Raw genomic sequence first — 17,247 nt, forward strand, 5'->3', positions numbered from 1 at the left:
CGTCATCCGTCATCCGTAATTCGTAATTCGTAATTCATGAAAAAATTATTGTTTCCCTTTCTCTTTCTCCTCGCCTGCACTACTGCCAAACAACCCACTACCTCCACCCCGCAGAACAACCTGTACAGCCAGGCACAGGAATGGCCGGTGAAGGTGAACGATGGCTGGCTTTCTGCCAAAACCATTTCCTTCGGACTGTATACTACCTCCTCCCGTAAAAACGGCGTGGCCGAAACAATGGGCAGCTTCATCAAAGACCCTAAGACGCCTTTTAATTTCTATGTCAACGGCAATGATGAACACATCCTGGTACAAACCATGAACACCTCCCGGATCGCCTTCAGCAATCGCGATTTGCCGGCCGTTTTAAAAGACCTTGATGGCAGCGCGGCCCTTTCCTATACGCTGATCAACGGGACTAAAAATGAGCCGCTGAAACGCTGGGAAATGATATTAAAATCCCCGGGGTACCTGGAGCTGAACAATAACAAACAAGCCGGTATACTCCGGTGCGCAGACACCGATATCCGCATTACGGCACATAACCGTTTCGGCAAGGTCAACTCCTACGAAAAAGTGTGTTATGAATTTCAATACCGCGGACAGCCGGTAGCGGCAGTCATCCCCGGCGAAAAACCCCGTGTATGGGTCAGCAAAGACGCCCCTGCAGAAACAGCCAAAACACTGGCTGCTGCCATTGGCGCGTTGATGTTGAGATAAAATATCAGTTGCGGGATGCCAGGAAAGCGGCCGCAATTTCCCGGATGGTTTCTTCCAGTGGACGGAAGTTAAATGCCGGCAGGGCCGTCCGGATTTTCTGGTTGTCGTAGTACACCTTCAGTTGTGCCGTACGCGCCGTTTCTTTGGTCACTACCGGATGTTTGCCGGTCAGCATACCCTTTATTTTTTCAAGCCGCCACACCACTTCGGCCATCCATGGCTTAGCTGCTATATGGGGTGGCTTTTTGCCCAATGCATGGGCCATAGTGGTAAACAATTGGCGGTATCCCCAGTTGTCGGCAGACAGGATGAAACGTTCCCCGCTCACGGAGCTGTCCATCAGCAGCATCATCGCTCTTACCACGTCCTGCACATCTACAAAACCGTTGACGCCTTCGGTATAATAAGGGAATTCTTTCCAGGCATTCTTGAGCAGGGTGCCGGAGCCTTCGTCCCAGAAGCCGGCGCCCAATATGATAGAAGGATTTACGATCACGGCATCGAGGCCTTCCGCGATGCCTCTCCACACTTCCATTTCACCCTGAAATTTACTGATACTGTAACGGGAGTTATTAGGGCTGTCTTCCCATTCGCAATCTTCATCAATGGCCGCCTGTTCCCTCGACCTGCCAATGGCAGCAACTGAGCTTACATACACCAGCTTTTGCACACCGGCATCGAGTGCTAAATTCACTACGTTGGCGGTACCTTCTACATTGATCTTCATGAGATTGGCGGCATTGCCGGGCTGAAACGACACCACAGCGGCACAGTGATACACCTGGCTAATGCCCTGCATGGCATCTTCCAGTGTACATACATCCAGGATATCGCCCTGTACCCATTCAATCTTTTCGGAAAGGTCCTGCAACCGGGGAGAAGGGGCTTTGCGGTAAAGGGCTCTCACAGGTTTACCTGCCGCGACCAATGACCGAATCAAATAACTGCCTAAAAAACCTGTTCCGCCGGTGACTAAAATCATGAAGACTAATTCGTTTACTGATAGAGGCCCAAAATTAACTAATGATTTCCGTGATTTGAGCGATTCACCGGATTTATAACTGTTAAAGTTTATTGCTCGTAGCGATAGAAGCCAAGACCTGTTTTACGGCCCAGCCTACCGTCCTGCACCCGTTGTTCCTGTAGCGCATTAGGCTTGAAGCGGGGCGCCTGTTGAAAGGCGTCGTACAGCGACCGGGTGACGGCCAGGTTGATATCATTACCGATGAGGTCCATCAGGGCAAAAGGTCCCATCCGGAAGCCGGCGTTTTCCAGCAGCTGATCAATGGTGCTGAAATCAGCCACCTGTTGTTCGGCCAGCAACATAGCTTCCAGATAGTAATGCCGCGCCACACGGTTCACAATAAAACCTGGGGCGTCTTTTGCGTTTACCGGCACTTTTCCCATGGACTTTGCCAGCTCATAAACACGGCTGGTCGTTTCAGGTGATGTTTGTTCACCGCTCACGACCTCCACCAGTTTCATCAGATGGGCAGGATTAAAGAAATGCATGCCGGCTACCCGCTGAGGATGGGGAAGCGTGGCCGCCAGAGCAGAAACAGACAGGGAAGAGGTATTGGAAGCAAAAATGGTGTCTTCCCGGTTGATGGGCGCCAGTTGGTTGAACAGGGCTGTTTTAGCAGCCATGTCCTCTATAATGGCTTCAATGATCACATCTGCCACACAGCGATGTATGTCGCTGGTAAAAGTAAGCCTTTCCAGGGCCGCATCCTTTTCCTCCGCCTTAAGGCGGCCTTTTTCCACCGCTGTGGAGAGGCTTTTGGTGATCTGTGCCTGCGCTCTTTCCAGCCCTTCAGGGCGGATATCAAACAGGACCGTCTTGTAACCACTGGAAGCCGCTACCTGGGCTATACCGGCTCCCATGGTGCCAGCGCCGCATACAGCAATAGAGTGTATCATCTTGATGTGGGAATTTTTTGATTTACGATTTTTTGATTTGAAGGCGGCCTGACTACCTAAAATCAACAATAAATCATTTGTCGGGGGCTGTTTTTGACTTACGATTTTTTGATGCAGGCTGCCTCGGCCGCCTACACCAAAAAATCGCTAAATATCTATACCGTTCCTTCAAATTGCTCCAGGAAGCGGGTATCGTTTTCAGAAAACAGGCGCAGGTCTTTGATCTGGTATTTCAGCATGGTGATACGTTCGATACCCATACCGAAAGCGAAACCGGTGTATTTCTCCGGATCAATGCCGCAATTGGCCAGTACTTTGGGGTGTACCATGCCACAACCGAGGATTTCCACCCAGCCGGTATGTTTGCATACGGAACATCCGGTGCCGCCACATATAAAGCAGGAGATGTCCATCTCAGCACTGGGCTCTGTGAACGGGAAGTAGGAGGGACGGAAGCGAATACCGGTATTTTCACCAAAGAACTCCTTCACGAAGTGATAAAGGGTCTGTTTAAGATCGGCAAAAGAAACGTTCTCGTCGATGTACAGCCCTTCTACCTGATGGAAGAAGCAGTGCGCACGGGCGGAAATGGTTTCGTTGCGGTATACCCTTCCCGGGCTGATGATACGGATAGGCAGTTTGCCTTCTTCCATCACCCTTACCTGGGCGGAGGAAGTCTGGGTACGCAGCAGCCAGTCAGGATTTTTGCTGATAAAGAAAGTGTCCTGCATATCACGTGCAGGGTGGTTTTCCGGGAGATTCAGCGCGGTGAAGTTATGCCAGTCATCTTCAATTTCCGGGCCTTCTGCAATGGTGAAGCCCAGCCGTTCGAAGATGCGGATGATTTTGTTCCGCACCAGGCTGATAGGATGACGGGTGCCCAGGCGGTGAGGGGCCTCTGGCAGGGTATAGTCTACATCCTGATGGTTGTCGCCGGCAGCTTCCTTCAGCGCTGTAAACTCTTCATAGCGGGCTTCCGCCAGCTGCTTAAATTCGTTCAGGATCTGTCCAAATTCTTTCTTGCGATCGTTGGGGACCTGTTTCATTTCTCCGAAGAGGGCCTTCACAAGGCCTTTGGTGCCCAGAAATTTTATCCGGTACTGCTCCAGATCGGCCGCATTGGCAGGCGTAAAAGCCGCTATTTCCTGTTTATAGGCTGCTATTTGCTGTACTAACTGTTCCATAAAGAACAAAGATAAGCGATAATGCTAAAATATCAGCTTATAACCAACCCCGCGGATATTAACGATCTGGACGCGGCTGTCGTCCTTCAGGTAACGCCTCAATTTGGTGATAAAAACGTCCATACTGCGGGCATTGAAGAAATTATCATCGCCCCAGAGGTCCATCAGCACGGCCTTACGCTCCATCACCTCATTTTTGTTGTCGTACAGCCGGCGCAGGATCTCCGCTTCCCGGTGGGAGAGGAACTCGGTAACATTGTTACGGGCAAGGGTCTGCTTGGCATAGTTGAAGATATACTGGCCAATCACCACAGATCCCTCTTCCATCTCTTTTACGGCCGGATGGTCGCTGAACCGCTTCAGCAACGCTTTGATACGTACGATCAGCTCATCCATGCTGAACGGCTTCTTGAGATAGTCGTTGCCTCCCAATTCAAATCCCTTGACCACGTCCGCCGTCTGGGATTTGGCCGTCAGGAAGATGATCGGCGTAAATTTATCCTGCTTCCTGATCTCTGCTGTGACCGTAAAGCCGTCCATATTCGGCATCATGATGTCCAATACCACTACATCGGGCCGCTCCTGCTGATACAGCCGCAGGCCCTCCTTACCATCTTCGGCATACAACATCTCAAATCCACGGGTTTCCAGACTGTCTTTCACAATCTGGCCCAGCTGCCATTCGTCTTCGATTAATAATACTTTTGCCATATCTTTTTTTTGATCCCAGGGCTGAAGCCCTGGGCTACGTTGTGTGTTTATTGGGAACAGTGCCGTATAAAAGCCTTTCAATAACGAAACATCAGTACCGAAACGGCTTCACGCGTTGTCACCTTTATTGGGTACAGTTCATTCGGCCAACATTAAAGCCATCAATAAAAAAATCAATAGCAAAGGCTTAATCTAATCGCAGCCCAGGGCTTCAGCCCTGGGACAAGGGAATGTTAATCGTAAATTCTGTTCCCTTGTCAGGTTCACTATGCACCCGGATAGTGCCGCCATGCATTTCCACGATCTTTTTTACGTAGCTCAGCCCCAGTCCAAACCCTTTCACGTTATGCAGATCGCCTGTAGGCACCCGGAAGAACTTGTCAAAAATGTTCTCCTGGTAAGCCCGTGGAATACCAATGCCGTTATCCCTCACCTTGATCTTCAGCATGCCGTGTTCCTCGCTGCAGCTGATATACAACTGTACCTGCTCACCGGAGTATTTGATGGCGTTGTCCACCAGGTTATTAATGGCATTGGACAGATGGGTTTTATCTACATAAACAGTGGGGCGGGTCAACTTGTTGTCATACCGCACCTGTAGCATCTTGGCGGCTTTCAGCTGATGGTTCGTCAGGATGTTGTCGATCACTTCGTTCAGGTCTGTTTCCTCTCTGAACAGCTCAAAGTCTTCTTTTTCTTCCGCAGCGATATGCAGCACTTTCTCGACGAGGTCAGACAACCGTTGCAGTTCATTCTTGGATATATCCAGGTAGGTCTGTGTCTTACGCTGGTCATTCAAAGCGTTGAAGTTCTGCAGGGCCTCTACCGCAGCAGACACTGTAGCGATTGGTGTTTTCAGTTCATGGGTCATGTTATTGATAAAGTCGTTCTTCACCTCTGACAGTTTTTTCTGTTTGAGGATGGTCCGGAGCATATATACAAAACACAACACGGTCAGCACCAGCAGTGCGACGGAGCTTATCAGCGTCCAGAGCATTTTCTGCAGGATAAACTGTAGCGGGGATTCAAAGCTGGCCTGTACGAAGAGGTTGCTGGCAGGGTTGAATGGTATCTTCGATGTTTGTCGCGGTTCTCTTTTCCGGATACTGTCGCGGAAGCTTTCCCTTTCAAAGCCACTGTAGCTCATATGGAAAGTATCCAGTTTGTACGGGGTGGCTATCTGGCGGTTATGAAGTTCAGCGCGGAAGATGGAGTCCAGTTTTTTGAGATTGGCGCTGTCGTTATGGTTATTGGCGATCAGGAATTCGGAGATCTGGCGGGCGAGCGTGTCTACATAAATGCGGGTGGTAACATCCCCTTTGATGCTGTCTGGCGGGGGCGGAGGACCTGGTAGTCTGGCGCCGCGATGCCATCCGTGCTGGTCTCTCCGTATGATCACCATCCGGGCGCTGTCTTTGGACCTGTTATAATAACGATAGCTGCGCATGTCCGGGAACTGCCGGTGCACGTCGGAGAACTGTTTGTTAAATACCGCTGTCCGCAAGGCGTCATTGATTTCCTTGCTAAACTGTTCCTGCCGGATGCGATAGGAATTGTACACCCAATAGCCCTGGAAAAGAAAGATTCCCAGAATACAGCTGCACATGAGGATAAGGATGTTTCGGATTCTTTGCCGCATCAATCATATTTATATCGTTACAAAACTATCCATTCCGGCGCTAAAGGGGCGAAATCCTTAACAATAATTAACAGTAGATAAGCCTATTTAACGCTGGCAGATGATCTTTAACAGTAAATAACAGTAAATAAAGGTTTTTAACGCAAAAAGAGACGGGGAAGGAGGATTTTTGTTGATAAAATCAGCAACCATGAAAGGTATATCCCGGATCATTATGAGCGCAGCCCTGGTGCTGCCCTTTACACAGCCGCTGCTGGCGCAGCAGTCAGGCACTATTGTTTACGAGGTGACTGCTAAAACAGACCCCGAGCGGATGCGTGGGTTCCAGCGCGGTGGCGGCGACGGTGATGAAGCTCCCCAAATCCCTGATGTAATCACTTTTAAACAAACCCTTACTTTCAATAACGGTCATGCCAAACTGGCCACTGAAAGGCCCGATTTTGGCAACGGTGGCGGCGGCCGCGGTGGCTGGGGCGGCAGAGCCCGCAGAGACACCGCCAATGCACAGGCGCCCGGACAAGGGCAGGGGCCGGGGCAACGCAGAATGGGCCCGGGCATGGGCATGATGGGCCGTGGCAATACCCAATACTTTGACCTCGCCAATAAGAAGATACTTCACGTTTTCAGCACCTTCGGCGATGACCGCAAAACGTACTATGCCGAAGAAGATTTTATCGTGGCCGCCGATGCCAAAGCCAGCGACAAAACAAAGAAAATAGCAGGTTATACCTGTAAGAAAGCTACTATCAAGTTAAAAGACGATACCTACACCGTATGGTACACCACCGAACTGCCATTCAGCTTCTCGCCAATCAACGGGCTGCTGCCGGAAGCCAACGCCGTGGTACTGGTGGCCGAAGGCGGCAGACGTGCCTATAACGCCACCAGCGTAAACCTCCAGGCCGTAACAGACACCGATCTCGCCGTACCCGCCGGTGCTGAAAAAATCAGCCAGGAACAAATGCGGGATATCAGACAACAGGAGATGGAGAAATTACGTAAGCGGCAACCCCAAATGTAAAAATTCACCCTATCTTACCTTTTCGCGCGAAACTCCATTATGAAGAAAATTATACAGCTCTTGCTGGTACTGGGTTTGGGAGTAATATGCTCCCAGGCCCAGGCGCAGCAAGGAAAGATTAAAGGGCAGCTGACTGACCAAAGTACCAAAGAAGCTATGCCTGCAGCAACTGTCGTATTACTGCATGCCAAAGATTCTACGGTGGCCAGCACTGCCATCACAGACAACAAGGGGAATTTTGAGATCACCAATATCGCCAACGGCGACTACCGGCTGTATATCAGCTTCCTGGGATACAAGGCCATCAACAAACCCGTCAAAATCACGGACGAAACGCCATCACTCACACTGGGCACACTGGGCATGGAGCTGAAAGGCGTTAACCTCAACGCGGTGGAAATAAAAGACGAAAAGCCGCCGATCGTTGTCAAAAAAGATACGCTCGAATTTAATGCTGATGCCTTCAAAACCCGCGATAATGCCGTGGTGGAAGACCTGCTCAAAAAACTGCCGGGAGTGACCGTGGATAAAGACGGGGCCATTACCGCACAAGGCGAAACCGTCACTAAAGTATATGTGGACGGCAAACCCTTCTTCGGCACCGACCCCAAGATGGCCACTAAAAATCTCCCCGCAAACATCATCGACAAAGTACAGATCATCGATAAAAAATCCGATCAGGCCGAATTCACTAAGATCGATGACGGGCAAACAGAAAAAGCGATCAACATCACCATCAAAAAAGATAAAAAGAAAGGCCTGTTTGGCCGTGCTTCCGCAGGTTATGGTACAGACGACCGGTTTTCAACGGCGTTTAACCTTAACCGTTTCCGTGACAACCAGCAAATGAGCCTGGTCGGCGGCGGCAACAACATTAACAGTACCGGCTATACGATCCGTGACCAGATGAGCTTCAGTCCTGCCGGAGGCGGTGGTGGCGGAGGCCGTGGAAGAGGGGGCCGTGGCGGTGGCGGAGGAGGAGGCATGATCATCTCCCAGGGCGGCGGCGGTGGCGGCAGCAACAGCAATCCCGGCATCACCCGCAACTGGAACGCAGGCCTCAACTTCAGCGAAGACTTCAATAAAAAAGTGCAGTTCAGCGGCAGCTACTTCTTTAACGATACCAAAAACAACCTGACGCAACAAACGTCCCGGCAGACTTTTGCCGGTAACAGCACCACCTTTTACAATGAAAACTCTTCTTCGCAGACAGATAACAGCAACAACCGCCTCGATGCCCGCGTGGAATACCAGATAGATTCCCTGCACTCCATCGTGTTTTCTCCTTCCTATTCCCTCACCAATGGAAACAGCTTCAGCTCCCGTGACTATCAGACGCTGAACAATAATAAGGATACCGTCAACAAAGGCACCACCACCAACGATGGACATGGCAATAATCAAAATATCGGCGGATCGCTCCTGTTCAGAAAACGGTTTAAAACTCCGGGCCGCACACTTAGCCTCAACCTGTCGTACAACAATAGCATTAATGACCAGCAGAACTTCAATAAGTCCAGCGTGTATTATTTTGCCAACGACAGCCTCTCTACGTTTAACCAGAGCAACCAGATCAACACTATCAGTAAAAATGCCGGCGCCAACCTTACCTATACAGAGCCCCTGGGCCGCGATAAATACCTTGAGGCCAACTACGGCATCACCAACTACAAAAGCGATAGTAAAAAATATACTTACGACTACAACGAAAGCAAAGGCGTGTATGATCAGCTCAACGACTCGCTGAGTAACGCTTTCACCAACAATACCATAAATCAGCAGGCCGGCCTTGCGTTCCGTACGTCTAAACTGAAATATGATTACTCTATCGGATTAAATGTATTGTTCAATAATCTTGACAACACCACCTATTCTTTCCGTACCAAAAGAGACAGCCTGATACATCAGAGTACCGTTAACTTTGCGCCTAACGCCACTTTTAACTACACGTTCGCCAAGAGCAAACGGTTACGCATAAACTACAATGGTAACACGACACAGCCAACCGTACAACAGCTGCAACCCGTACCAGACAACAGTAATGCGCTGTATGTACAGGAAGGTAATCCCAACCTGAAACCTTCTTACAACAATACCGTGCGTATTAGCTACAACCAGTTCAATAATACCACGTTCCGGGGCATGTTCACTTCTTTGAGAGGATCATTTGGCTCTAACAAGATTATCAACTCCACCAGGCTGGACACTGCTACCGGAAAGACTTTCAGCAAACCGGTAAACGTAAACGGCTACTATAGTGTCTCCGGTATGTTGCATAACTCTATCCCGCTGTCAAAAACACCGGGACAGAACCTGAATACCGGTACCTCCATCGGGTACAGCCGTGATGTGAACATTACCCAGGGCGTCATGAACTATAAAAACACCCTGCAGCTGTCACAGTCCGTGAATGTGAGCTACATGTACAAGGAGCTGTTTGACGCGTCGATGGGAGCCAGTGTGAATTATAACGCCACCTCCTATACGTTGCCGTCCACGCCCAATACGCAGTACTTTGACTATAACATCAACGCAGATGTGAACTTCAATCTGCCACTGGGTTTCATGATCGGTTCAGATGTGACCTGCGCGCTTAGCAGAGGCCGTACTGCCGGTTATAACCTTACCTCCACCATGTGGAACGCCAACGTGTCTAAGTATGTATTTGCTAAGAAACAGGGCATGATCAGGATACAGGGCTTCGACCTGCTAAGGCAGTATGTAAGCGTTTCCCGTGATGTAAGTGATAACTATATTGAAGACGTTCGTTCCAATGTGCTGCAACAATACTTTATGATCAGCTTTACCTATTTCCTGAATAAGTTTGGCGGTAATAACAAAGGAAACAATAACGGGGAGAGAGGTATGCGGATGATGATGGGGCCCCGTGGCGGACAAGGAGGCTTCAGAAATAACCAGTTCTAAATTTTTTGATTTTCGATTTTTTGATTTGGTATTAAAATAAATAGCCTCAATATCCAAATCAAAAAATCGAAAATCTGAAGATCACTTCATGGCGACGGTCCTTCTGCCCGCCCATATGCGTTTTACAACCCACGCCATGGTGAATGTGGGAATAAAGTCTGTTCCGGGGAACAGCTCTTCCAGAAAGTTAAAGGCACTACCAAAAGTACCTATGGGGCCGCCAAACATGCGGTAAAAGATAATTGCTGAAATCGGGGCCCAGATCAGGTCACTGACATCGCCTAAAACCGGAACAGCGTAACTGGCACAGCCAATCAGGTCCATCAGAATACAGAGCCATAAACTTGGGGTATACTTTTTTTCCATTTTCAACCTCCGCTTTTCAATACATAAACAAAATGCTTACCAAAATAGCTTGTTAATATAAAGGTAAGATTTTCAGGGCGTTTATATTGAAAAAGCAGTCTGACATCCTGTCGGGGCCGCTCCTGCCGCGGAGTTGCAGCAAGTGTTGCAAATACGCTTATTTTCATTTAAATTGATGCCACTTAAAGCACACTGAAATTATGCACGAGGAAAATTCCCGCCGCGACATGATCAAAAAAGTAGCGACTATGGCACTGGCATCTACCGCATTATCTTCCCTTTCAGAAAGGGTGGCGGCCCACGACAAAGCCGTTGGTGAACCTTTGAAAGGCAAAATCAACCACTCTGTATGTGCGTGGTGTTATGATATTCCGCTGGCCGACCTTTGCGTGGCAGCCAAAAAAATCGGTATCCCGTCGATTGACCTGGTAGACCCGAAGGATTTTGCCATCCTGAAAAAACATGACATGATCTCCGCCATGGTGGCCAGCAACGGTCCGGAGTGGGGCATCACCCGCGGGTTTAACAACCCGGCCCATCACGATAAACTGGAAACCTATTTCCGGCATTATATCGATGAAACGGCCAAAGCAGGCTTCTCCAATCTCATCTGTTTCTCCGGCAACCGTAACGGCCTTAGCGATGAACAGGGAATCGAAAACTGCACCAAAGGGCTGCAACGCATTATCGGTTATGCAGAAAAGAAAAAAGTAACCCTCGTGATGGAACTGCTGAACAGCAAGGTAGACCACCATGATTATCAATGCGATCATACCGCCTGGGGTGTAGCGCTCTGCAAATCAGTGGGTTCTGAGAACTTCAAACTGCTGTATGATATCTACCACATGCAGATCATGGAAGGTGATGTGATCCGCAACATCCGTGATCATCATCAGTACATTGCCCACTATCATACCGGCGGCGTTCCCGGACGCCACGAAATCGATGAAACACAGGAACTGTATTATCCTGCCATCATGAAAGCCATCTATGAAACAGGCTTTAAAGGACATGTGGCGCAGGAGTTCATCCCTTCCCGCCCGGATAAACTGGCCTCCCTGAACAATGCTGTTCATATCTGCGATATCGCATAATATTTTGTAATTCAGCCATTTGGCTATTTTTTGTTTGATAGGGTACCTACAAATACTTCAAATAAAAAATAGCCAAATGTCCAAATCACAAAATGTTGTCCTACTTTTGCGCCCAATTAGTCCACCAAACAAGTAGGGTATTAATGAAACAATACTACAAAAAGCCACTGGCCTGGCTATTGCGCGAGTCCGGAGAGGAGGGAAGCCAGGGCCTGAAACGTACATTGAGCGGTTTTCAGCTGGTCATGCTGGGCCTTGGTGTCATTATCGGCGCCGGTCTCTTTTCCCTGACAGGCCTGGCAGCAGGTAATAACGCCGGTCCGGCGGTCACGCTCTCCTTTGTGGTAGCTGCCATCGGCTGTGCTTTTGCAGGCTTGTGTTATGCAGAATTTGCCGCCATGATCCCTATTGCAGGCAGCGCCTATACGTATGCCTATACCACTATGGGAGAGCTGTTTGCCTGGATCATCGGCTGGGACCTCGTACTGGAATTCTCTGTGGGCGCGGCTACCGTGTCTATCAGCTGGTCCAACTACCTGGTGGAGTTTCTCTCCGGCTACGGTATTTATCTTCCGCCACGGCTGGTCCATTCTCCGTTTGAAACAATAACACTCCCGGGCGGAGAGGTGGTACACGGACTGTTTAACCTTCCTGCTGCGCTGGTAGTAATCCTGATGTCCTACATCCTCATGCGCGGCACCAAAGGCTCCGCCATCTGGAATGCGGTGGTAGTGTCCCTGAAAGTAGGCGTTGTATTGGTTTTTATTGCCCTTGGATGGAAATATATACAACCGTCCAACCTGGTGCCCTATATCCCCAAAAACACGGGTGAATTAGGCCATTTTGGATGGTCCGGTATCCTGCGGGGAGCAGGCGTGGTCTTCTTTGTTTTCCTGGGTTTTGATATCGTCAGCACGGCAGCACAGGAAACAAAAAACCCGAAACGCAACATGCCTATCGGTATCCTCGGTTCACTCGCCATCTGTACGGTATTGTTCATCCTGTTCTCACATGTCATGACCGGCCTCGCGCCATATACCGAATTTAAGAACAGTGGCGCCCCGGTGGCCATCGCTATCTCCCATACGCCTTTTAAATGGCTGGGGCAACTGGTGGTGCTGGCTATCATCATCGGTTATACGTCCGTGATCATGGTAGATCTTTGGGGGCAGTCACGCGTGTTTTACGCGATGTCAAAAGACGGACTGTTACCTAAAATTTTCTCAGACATACATCCCCGTTTCCGCACACCGTGGAAGTCCAATATCCTGTTTTGTGCATTTATCAGCTTATTTGCCGCGCTGGTGCCCATCAAGGTGGTAGGGGAAATGACCAGCATCGGTACGCTGCTGGCATTCGTGATCGTATGCGCCGGCGTATGGATACTGCGTTACACCATGCCGGACGCTCCTCGGCCGTTCAAAACGCCATGGGTGCCTTTTGTGCCTATCATGGGTATCCTCACCTGCGTGGGCATGATGATATTCCTGCCGCTGGACACCTGGTTAAGGCTTATTATCTGGATGGCAATAGGAATGGTGATTTATTACTTCTATGGCAGGAAACACAGCAAGGTAAGGCGGGAGCTGAATGCCGGTCAATAATGTTTCCAGTCCTGCCGTAACACACCCATCACTACCATGTCCACAAACTGGCCATGCAGCTTGGCGTTGTGCCGCAGAATACCTTCGCGGGTGAATCCCAGCTTAATGGGGATTTGCCCGCTTCGTTCGTTCTGTAAAACAAATTTTATTTCAATCTTATTCAGCCGTAATTTTTTGAACGCATAGGAGATCAGCGCGCGACAGGCTGCGGTAGCGATACCTTTGCCCTGAAATGCCTCTCCGACCCAATAACCGATCTCCGCTTTCTGTACCTGGTGGTCCCATCCGTGCAGGTCCATCACACCGCATAAATGATGCTGATACCAGATTCCCAGCGCTATCGCTTCCTGTTCTTCCGCTTTACGCTGCATCATCTGAATAAACCGGGCACTGTGCTCTTCATGGGTATTGTAGTCCACCCACGGCAGGAACTTGCGCAGGCTCTTCCTGGAGGCATCCAGCTGTTTATATACCAGTGGGGCGTCCTGCATGGTGAGTTGCCGCAGGTGTATATCTTGATTGACAGGTATATCTAACATAACCGGAATTAAAGTGGGGGATAAACCTACGAATAAAATTATGAATTGCGAATTTATTGATTATGAACTATTCATAAAACAAAAAAGGCAGATCAATATTGATCTGCCGTTCACCTATCACACTTAAAATTGTCATTATCCAAAATCGTTAGTTGTTGGCCAACAGGTTTCTCTTCGTCATGTCCTTCACTACCTGCTGTGCATATAATACCGCCATTCTTGCTGTGGAAGGCGGGTCAAAAGATTGTGATTGTACAGAGTACAGTAACTGACCGCTTTTCAGGTCGTACAGATTACCTTCCCACTGATACCTGGTACTATAGGTGACATAACCCGGTGAATAATAGGTATTGTACCAACGGGAGTAGTAAGGCCAGAAGCCCCAATAACCATAAGGAGCATAGGCATAACCCGGAGTATAACTTCTTTGTCTTCCCTTATCCACCATCACAATGGTCAGGACCTGGTTTACATCACTTCCCTGCAGCTTTCTGATAGCTTGTTTTTCACCCATTTTGATAAACTCGTCGGGACCGAATTCCTGTAAGGAAGAAACAGCGTTATACCCTTTACGTTTCAGTTCCGATGCGGTGAAATTTTCCATCTGGCTTCTCAGGGCACGGTCCTTTTGAGGAACCAGCGCCATCACCATTATTTTCTGATCTTTTTGTAACTGTTGCGCGTTGTTGGCTCGCCAGGAAGAAGTAACTTTCGTACTGCACGCAGCCAAAGCCATTATCACTAATCCTGACAATATTAAACCCAGCTTTTTCATGGTTCCCTCCTTGTTTTTGTGTTATACCTGTTAGACGTGGCAAGAAGGAAAATGTAACAGGCACTAGATAGTTTTAACATTCCTATAACGGTGATGGCTATGAGCACTGTTAACTAGCCAGATTTCGGGGAAGATTAAAACAGATTAAGAATAAGACTAAAAAAAATGACCAAAAAGGAGGTCCTTTCTGGTCATTCAACTCTTGGCCTCAAGGGCCCTCATATCGTAGCCCAGGGCTTCAGCCCTGGGATCCCTGATTAATAGTTAATTATCTGTTCTTCGATTGCAGCAGGCAACTCACGGAATTCGTACAGCTGGGTACGCAGCTGCGGCTCGAAACCGGCTTCACGGATAGCATCCTGCATGGTGCGGTAGGTGAAGCGGTGAGGGGCACCGGCAGCGCTTACCACGTTTTCTTCAATCATAATAGACCCGAAATCGTTGGCTCCTGCGTGCAGGCACAGTTGCGCCACCTGTTTGCCGACAGTAAGCCAGGAAGCCTGGATATTCTTGATATTTGGCAGCATGATACGGCTCATGGCGATCATGCGGATATATTCTTCGGCGGTGGTCATATTGTGAACGCCGCGGATCTTCGCCAGCAGCGTGTCCACATCCTGGAACGTCCAGGGGATGAAAGCGGTGAAACCATAGTGCCCTTCCGGCTTCTCGCTTTGTACCTGACGGATGTCCACCAGGTGTTCGAAGCGCTCCATTACTGTTTCCACGTGGCCAAACATCATGGTCGCGGAAGATGCGATGTTCAGTTTATGTGCAGCCCTCATAACGTCCAGCCATTCCTGTGCGCCACATTTGCCTTTGGAGATGAGCCTGCGTACACGGTCGTTGAGAATTTCAGCACCAGCGCCCGGAAGGCTGTCCATGCCAGCTTCTTTTAATGCGCGCAGCACTTCAATATGCGTGCTCTTTTCCAGTTTGGTGATATGCGCTACTTCCGGGGGCCCCAGCGTATGCAGACGGAGAGTAGGGTACAGCTTTTTCAGCTCCCTGAACAGGTTGGTATAGAAGCTCAGTCCCAGTTCCGGGTGATGCCCGCCCTGCAGCAGGAGCTGGTCCCCACCGTATTTCAGGGTCTCGTCTATCTTGCGTTTATATTCCTCAATATCGGTAATATAGGCTTCGGCGTGACCGGGAATGCGGTAAAAGTTGCAAAACTTACAGTTGGCCGTGCACACGTTGGTCGTGTTCACATTTCTGTCTATCTGCCAGGTCACCTTTCCATGCGGCACCTGTTGCTTACGTAACTCGTTGGCAATGTGCATCAGTTCTGCCAGCGGTGCATTTTCAAACAAGTACACCCCTTCTTCTGCTGTCAGAAATTCAAACTGCTGTGCCTTTTGATATAAATCCTGAAGTACCATATGCTATTTTCTATTCACTGAATAACCCGACAAAGGTAGTATATCGCACAATAACAGCGGGTAATAAAAATATTTTATATGTAGCGGTATATACATTAAATTTAGGAAAATGATCCCCTTGCATCATCTGTATGCCTAAACCAAATCTGTTACTCGCCTTGCTGCTCGCTTTGGCAGCACTAACCGGTCTTTATCAACCAGTATCTGCCGGAAATGCCATCCTGGAGAACGATACCACACAGCAATCTGTGTTGATCACCCGTTTTAAATTCAAGCAATATTATGGCGGCGTGGTTGTCATTTCAGCCACACTGGATAATATCCCGGACACCCTGCAGTTTATCCTGGACACGGGCAGCGCCGGCATCTCTCTCGACACCGCTACCTGTGTCCGGCTGGGCATCAAACTCACGCCGACAGACAAAGTGGTAAAAGGGCTGGGAGCCGCCAAAACCGTGTCTTTCGCGATGGACCACACCCTGAAGCTGCCAGGACTTACCATTGACAGCCTCGATTTCCACGTCAATGATTATGAGCTGATCAGCCAGGTATATGGTATTCAGGTAGATGGTATCATCGGGTACAGTTTCCTGACCCGCTATATTGTAACGGTGGATTACGATACGGAGGAAATTATCGTCAACAGCAAAGGCCGTTATACCTACCCCCGGGGAGGACAGCTGCTGCGCCCGTCACTCACGCAGATACCGTTGATCACAGCGCCGCTGCGCCATGAACGTAAAACAGTCACTAACCGTTATTATTTTGATACCGGCGCCGGTATGTGCCTGTTGTTGTCTTCCCAGTTCGTCAACGACAGCGCGCTGATCACCCATCACCGGAAAAGCAGGAAAATCATACAAACAGAGGCCCAGGGCCTGGGAGGCAAAATGCAGATGTCGCTTACCACCGTCCAGGAGTTCCGCGTCGGCAATTTTTCTTTTCGTAACGTGCCTACCTATATCTTCGATGACAGGACCAACATCACGGCTTATCCTTTCCTCGGCGGCATGATCGGCAACGACCTGCTGCGGCGGTTTAATATCACGCTTAATTACGGCAGGAAAGAAATCTACCTGATGCCCAACACCCACTTCAAAGATATGTTCGACTACTCCTATACCGGCCTTATTATCTATCTGATAGACGGCCGGGTGGAAGTGACTGACATCATCAAAGGCTCTCCGGCCGAAAAAGCCGGTATCCGCAAAGGAGATATCATTATGGCCATCAATAACAACCTGGGGGCCAACCTGCAGATATTCCGCGAAATGCTCAAAAACGTAGGCACCAAGGCCACACTGTTGATCGCGAGAGATAGCGAGCTGTTAATTAAAAAGTTGCCAATAAAAAGTATTCTTTAACGT

At 49.2% G+C, this 17,247-nt stretch carries 15 protein-coding genes; 6 read left to right on the top strand and 9 right to left on the bottom strand.

Annotation, left to right across the window (positions count from 1 at the left end; translation table 11 throughout):
• Nucleotides 1–36: 36 nt before the first annotated feature.
• Nucleotides 37–720: a hypothetical protein gene (locus HGH92_RS11310; protein WP_168870818.1), complete on the top strand. Its 684-nt coding sequence runs from the start codon at nucleotides 37–39 to the stop codon at nucleotides 718–720.
• Between the two features lie 4 nt (nucleotides 721–724).
• Here the strand turns inward: HGH92_RS11310 and HGH92_RS11315 are convergent, their stop codons facing one another.
• From HGH92_RS11315 to HGH92_RS11335, 5 genes are all read right to left on the bottom strand, one after another.
• A complete protein-coding gene (locus HGH92_RS11315) occupies nucleotides 725–1,702 on the bottom strand; it encodes an NAD-dependent epimerase/dehydratase family protein (RefSeq protein ID WP_168870819.1) in 978 nt (325 codons plus the stop codon).
• Between the two features lie 89 nt (nucleotides 1,703–1,791).
• Complete coding sequence (locus HGH92_RS11320; RefSeq protein WP_168870820.1) at nucleotides 1,792–2,640, bottom strand: 3-hydroxyacyl-CoA dehydrogenase family protein; 849 nt, start codon at nucleotides 2,638–2,640, stop codon at nucleotides 1,792–1,794.
• Nucleotides 2,641–2,795: 155 nt separating this feature from the next.
• Nucleotides 2,796–3,824 (bottom strand): phenylalanine--tRNA ligase subunit alpha, encoded by a 1,029-nt coding sequence (gene pheS / locus HGH92_RS11325; RefSeq protein ID WP_168870821.1) that lies wholly within the window; start codon nucleotides 3,822–3,824, stop codon nucleotides 2,796–2,798.
• A gap of 24 nt (nucleotides 3,825–3,848) precedes the next feature.
• Nucleotides 3,849–4,535 carry a response regulator transcription factor gene (locus HGH92_RS11330; protein ID WP_168870822.1) on the bottom strand — a complete coding sequence of 229 codons (687 nt, stop codon included), beginning with the start codon at nucleotides 4,533–4,535 and terminating at the stop codon, nucleotides 3,849–3,851.
• A 211-nt stretch (nucleotides 4,536–4,746) separates the two neighbouring features.
• A complete protein-coding gene (locus tag HGH92_RS11335) occupies nucleotides 4,747–6,174 on the bottom strand; it encodes a sensor histidine kinase (RefSeq protein ID WP_168870823.1) in 1,428 nt (475 codons plus the stop codon).
• A 190-nt stretch (nucleotides 6,175–6,364) separates the two neighbouring features.
• Between HGH92_RS11335 and HGH92_RS11340 the strand changes: the two genes are divergently transcribed.
• Nucleotides 6,365–7,195 (top strand): GLPGLI family protein, encoded by an 831-nt coding sequence (locus tag HGH92_RS11340; RefSeq protein ID WP_168870824.1) that lies wholly within the window; start codon nucleotides 6,365–6,367, stop codon nucleotides 7,193–7,195.
• A gap of 39 nt (nucleotides 7,196–7,234) precedes the next feature.
• A complete protein-coding gene (locus HGH92_RS11345) occupies nucleotides 7,235–10,120 on the top strand; it encodes a TonB-dependent receptor (RefSeq protein ID WP_168870825.1) in 2,886 nt (961 codons plus the stop codon).
• 81 nt (nucleotides 10,121–10,201) lie between these two features.
• On the opposite strand, the gene HGH92_RS11350 is transcribed toward HGH92_RS11345, so the two are convergent.
• Complete coding sequence (locus HGH92_RS11350) at nucleotides 10,202–10,486, bottom strand: hypothetical protein (protein ID WP_168870826.1); 285 nt, start codon at nucleotides 10,484–10,486, stop codon at nucleotides 10,202–10,204.
• A gap of 200 nt (nucleotides 10,487–10,686) precedes the next feature.
• On the opposite strand from HGH92_RS11350, the gene HGH92_RS11355 reads away from it, so the two are divergent.
• Nucleotides 10,687–11,580: a hydroxypyruvate isomerase family protein gene (locus HGH92_RS11355; protein ID WP_168870827.1), complete on the top strand. Its 894-nt coding sequence runs from the start codon at nucleotides 10,687–10,689 to the stop codon at nucleotides 11,578–11,580.
• Nucleotides 11,581–11,723: 143 nt separating this feature from the next.
• Entirely contained in the window at nucleotides 11,724–13,184 is a 1,461-nt protein-coding gene (locus tag HGH92_RS11360; protein ID WP_168870828.1) for an amino acid permease, read from the top strand.
• On the opposite strand, the gene HGH92_RS11365 is transcribed toward HGH92_RS11360, so the two are convergent.
• From HGH92_RS11365 to mqnC, 3 genes are all read right to left on the bottom strand, one after another.
• On the bottom strand, nucleotides 13,178–13,723 hold the full coding sequence (locus HGH92_RS11365) for a GNAT family N-acetyltransferase (RefSeq protein WP_168870829.1): 546 nt from the start codon (nucleotides 13,721–13,723) through the stop codon (nucleotides 13,178–13,180). The two genes, HGH92_RS11360 and HGH92_RS11365, sit on opposite strands and share 7 nt — an antisense overlap.
• A gap of 148 nt (nucleotides 13,724–13,871) precedes the next feature.
• Nucleotides 13,872–14,498, bottom strand: a complete 627-nt coding sequence (locus HGH92_RS11370) for a hypothetical protein (RefSeq protein WP_168870830.1) — start codon at nucleotides 14,496–14,498, stop codon at nucleotides 13,872–13,874.
• A 257-nt stretch (nucleotides 14,499–14,755) separates the two neighbouring features.
• Nucleotides 14,756–15,880 carry a cyclic dehypoxanthinyl futalosine synthase gene (gene mqnC, locus HGH92_RS11375; RefSeq protein WP_168870831.1) on the bottom strand — a complete coding sequence of 375 codons (1,125 nt, stop codon included), beginning with the start codon at nucleotides 15,878–15,880 and terminating at the stop codon, nucleotides 14,756–14,758.
• Between the two features lie 131 nt (nucleotides 15,881–16,011).
• Here mqnC and HGH92_RS11380 point away from each other — a divergent pair, with 131 nt between their 5' ends.
• Complete coding sequence (locus tag HGH92_RS11380; RefSeq protein WP_168870832.1) at nucleotides 16,012–17,244, top strand: aspartyl protease family protein; 1,233 nt, start codon at nucleotides 16,012–16,014, stop codon at nucleotides 17,242–17,244.
• Nucleotides 17,245–17,247: the final 3 nt, after the last annotated feature.

The sequence above is a fragment of the Chitinophaga varians genome, assembly GCF_012641275.1.
GTDB lineage: Bacteria > Bacteroidota > Bacteroidia > Chitinophagales > Chitinophagaceae > Chitinophaga > Chitinophaga varians_A.

Bases quoted from the DNA above. Each gene is read 5' to 3' on its own strand.
- HGH92_RS11310 (WP_168870818.1), top strand. From the start codon at position 37: ATGAAAAAATTATTGTTTCCCTTTCTCTTTCTCCTCGCCTGCACTACT.
- HGH92_RS11315 (WP_168870819.1), bottom strand. From the start codon at position 1,702: ATGATTTTAGTCACCGGCGGAACAGGTTTTTTAGGCAGTTATTTGATT.
- HGH92_RS11320 (WP_168870820.1), bottom strand. From the start codon at position 2,640: ATGATACACTCTATTGCTGTATGCGGCGCTGGCACCATGGGAGCCGGT.
- pheS (WP_168870821.1), bottom strand. From the start codon at position 3,824: ATGGAACAGTTAGTACAGCAAATAGCAGCCTATAAACAGGAAATAGCG.
- HGH92_RS11330 (WP_168870822.1), bottom strand. From the start codon at position 4,535: ATGGCAAAAGTATTATTAATCGAAGACGAATGGCAGCTGGGCCAGATT.
- HGH92_RS11335 (WP_168870823.1), bottom strand. From the start codon at position 6,174: ATGCGGCAAAGAATCCGAAACATCCTTATCCTCATGTGCAGCTGTATT.
- HGH92_RS11340 (WP_168870824.1), top strand. From the start codon at position 6,365: ATGAAAGGTATATCCCGGATCATTATGAGCGCAGCCCTGGTGCTGCCC.
- HGH92_RS11345 (WP_168870825.1), top strand. From the start codon at position 7,235: ATGAAGAAAATTATACAGCTCTTGCTGGTACTGGGTTTGGGAGTAATA.
- HGH92_RS11350 (WP_168870826.1), bottom strand. From the start codon at position 10,486: ATGGAAAAAAAGTATACCCCAAGTTTATGGCTCTGTATTCTGATGGAC.
- HGH92_RS11355 (WP_168870827.1), top strand. From the start codon at position 10,687: ATGCACGAGGAAAATTCCCGCCGCGACATGATCAAAAAAGTAGCGACT.
- HGH92_RS11360 (WP_168870828.1), top strand. From the start codon at position 11,724: ATGAAACAATACTACAAAAAGCCACTGGCCTGGCTATTGCGCGAGTCC.
- HGH92_RS11365 (WP_168870829.1), bottom strand. From the start codon at position 13,723: ATGTTAGATATACCTGTCAATCAAGATATACACCTGCGGCAACTCACC.
- HGH92_RS11370 (WP_168870830.1), bottom strand. From the start codon at position 14,498: ATGAAAAAGCTGGGTTTAATATTGTCAGGATTAGTGATAATGGCTTTG.
- mqnC (WP_168870831.1), bottom strand. From the start codon at position 15,880: ATGGTACTTCAGGATTTATATCAAAAGGCACAGCAGTTTGAATTTCTG.
- HGH92_RS11380 (WP_168870832.1), top strand. From the start codon at position 16,012: ATGCCTAAACCAAATCTGTTACTCGCCTTGCTGCTCGCTTTGGCAGCA.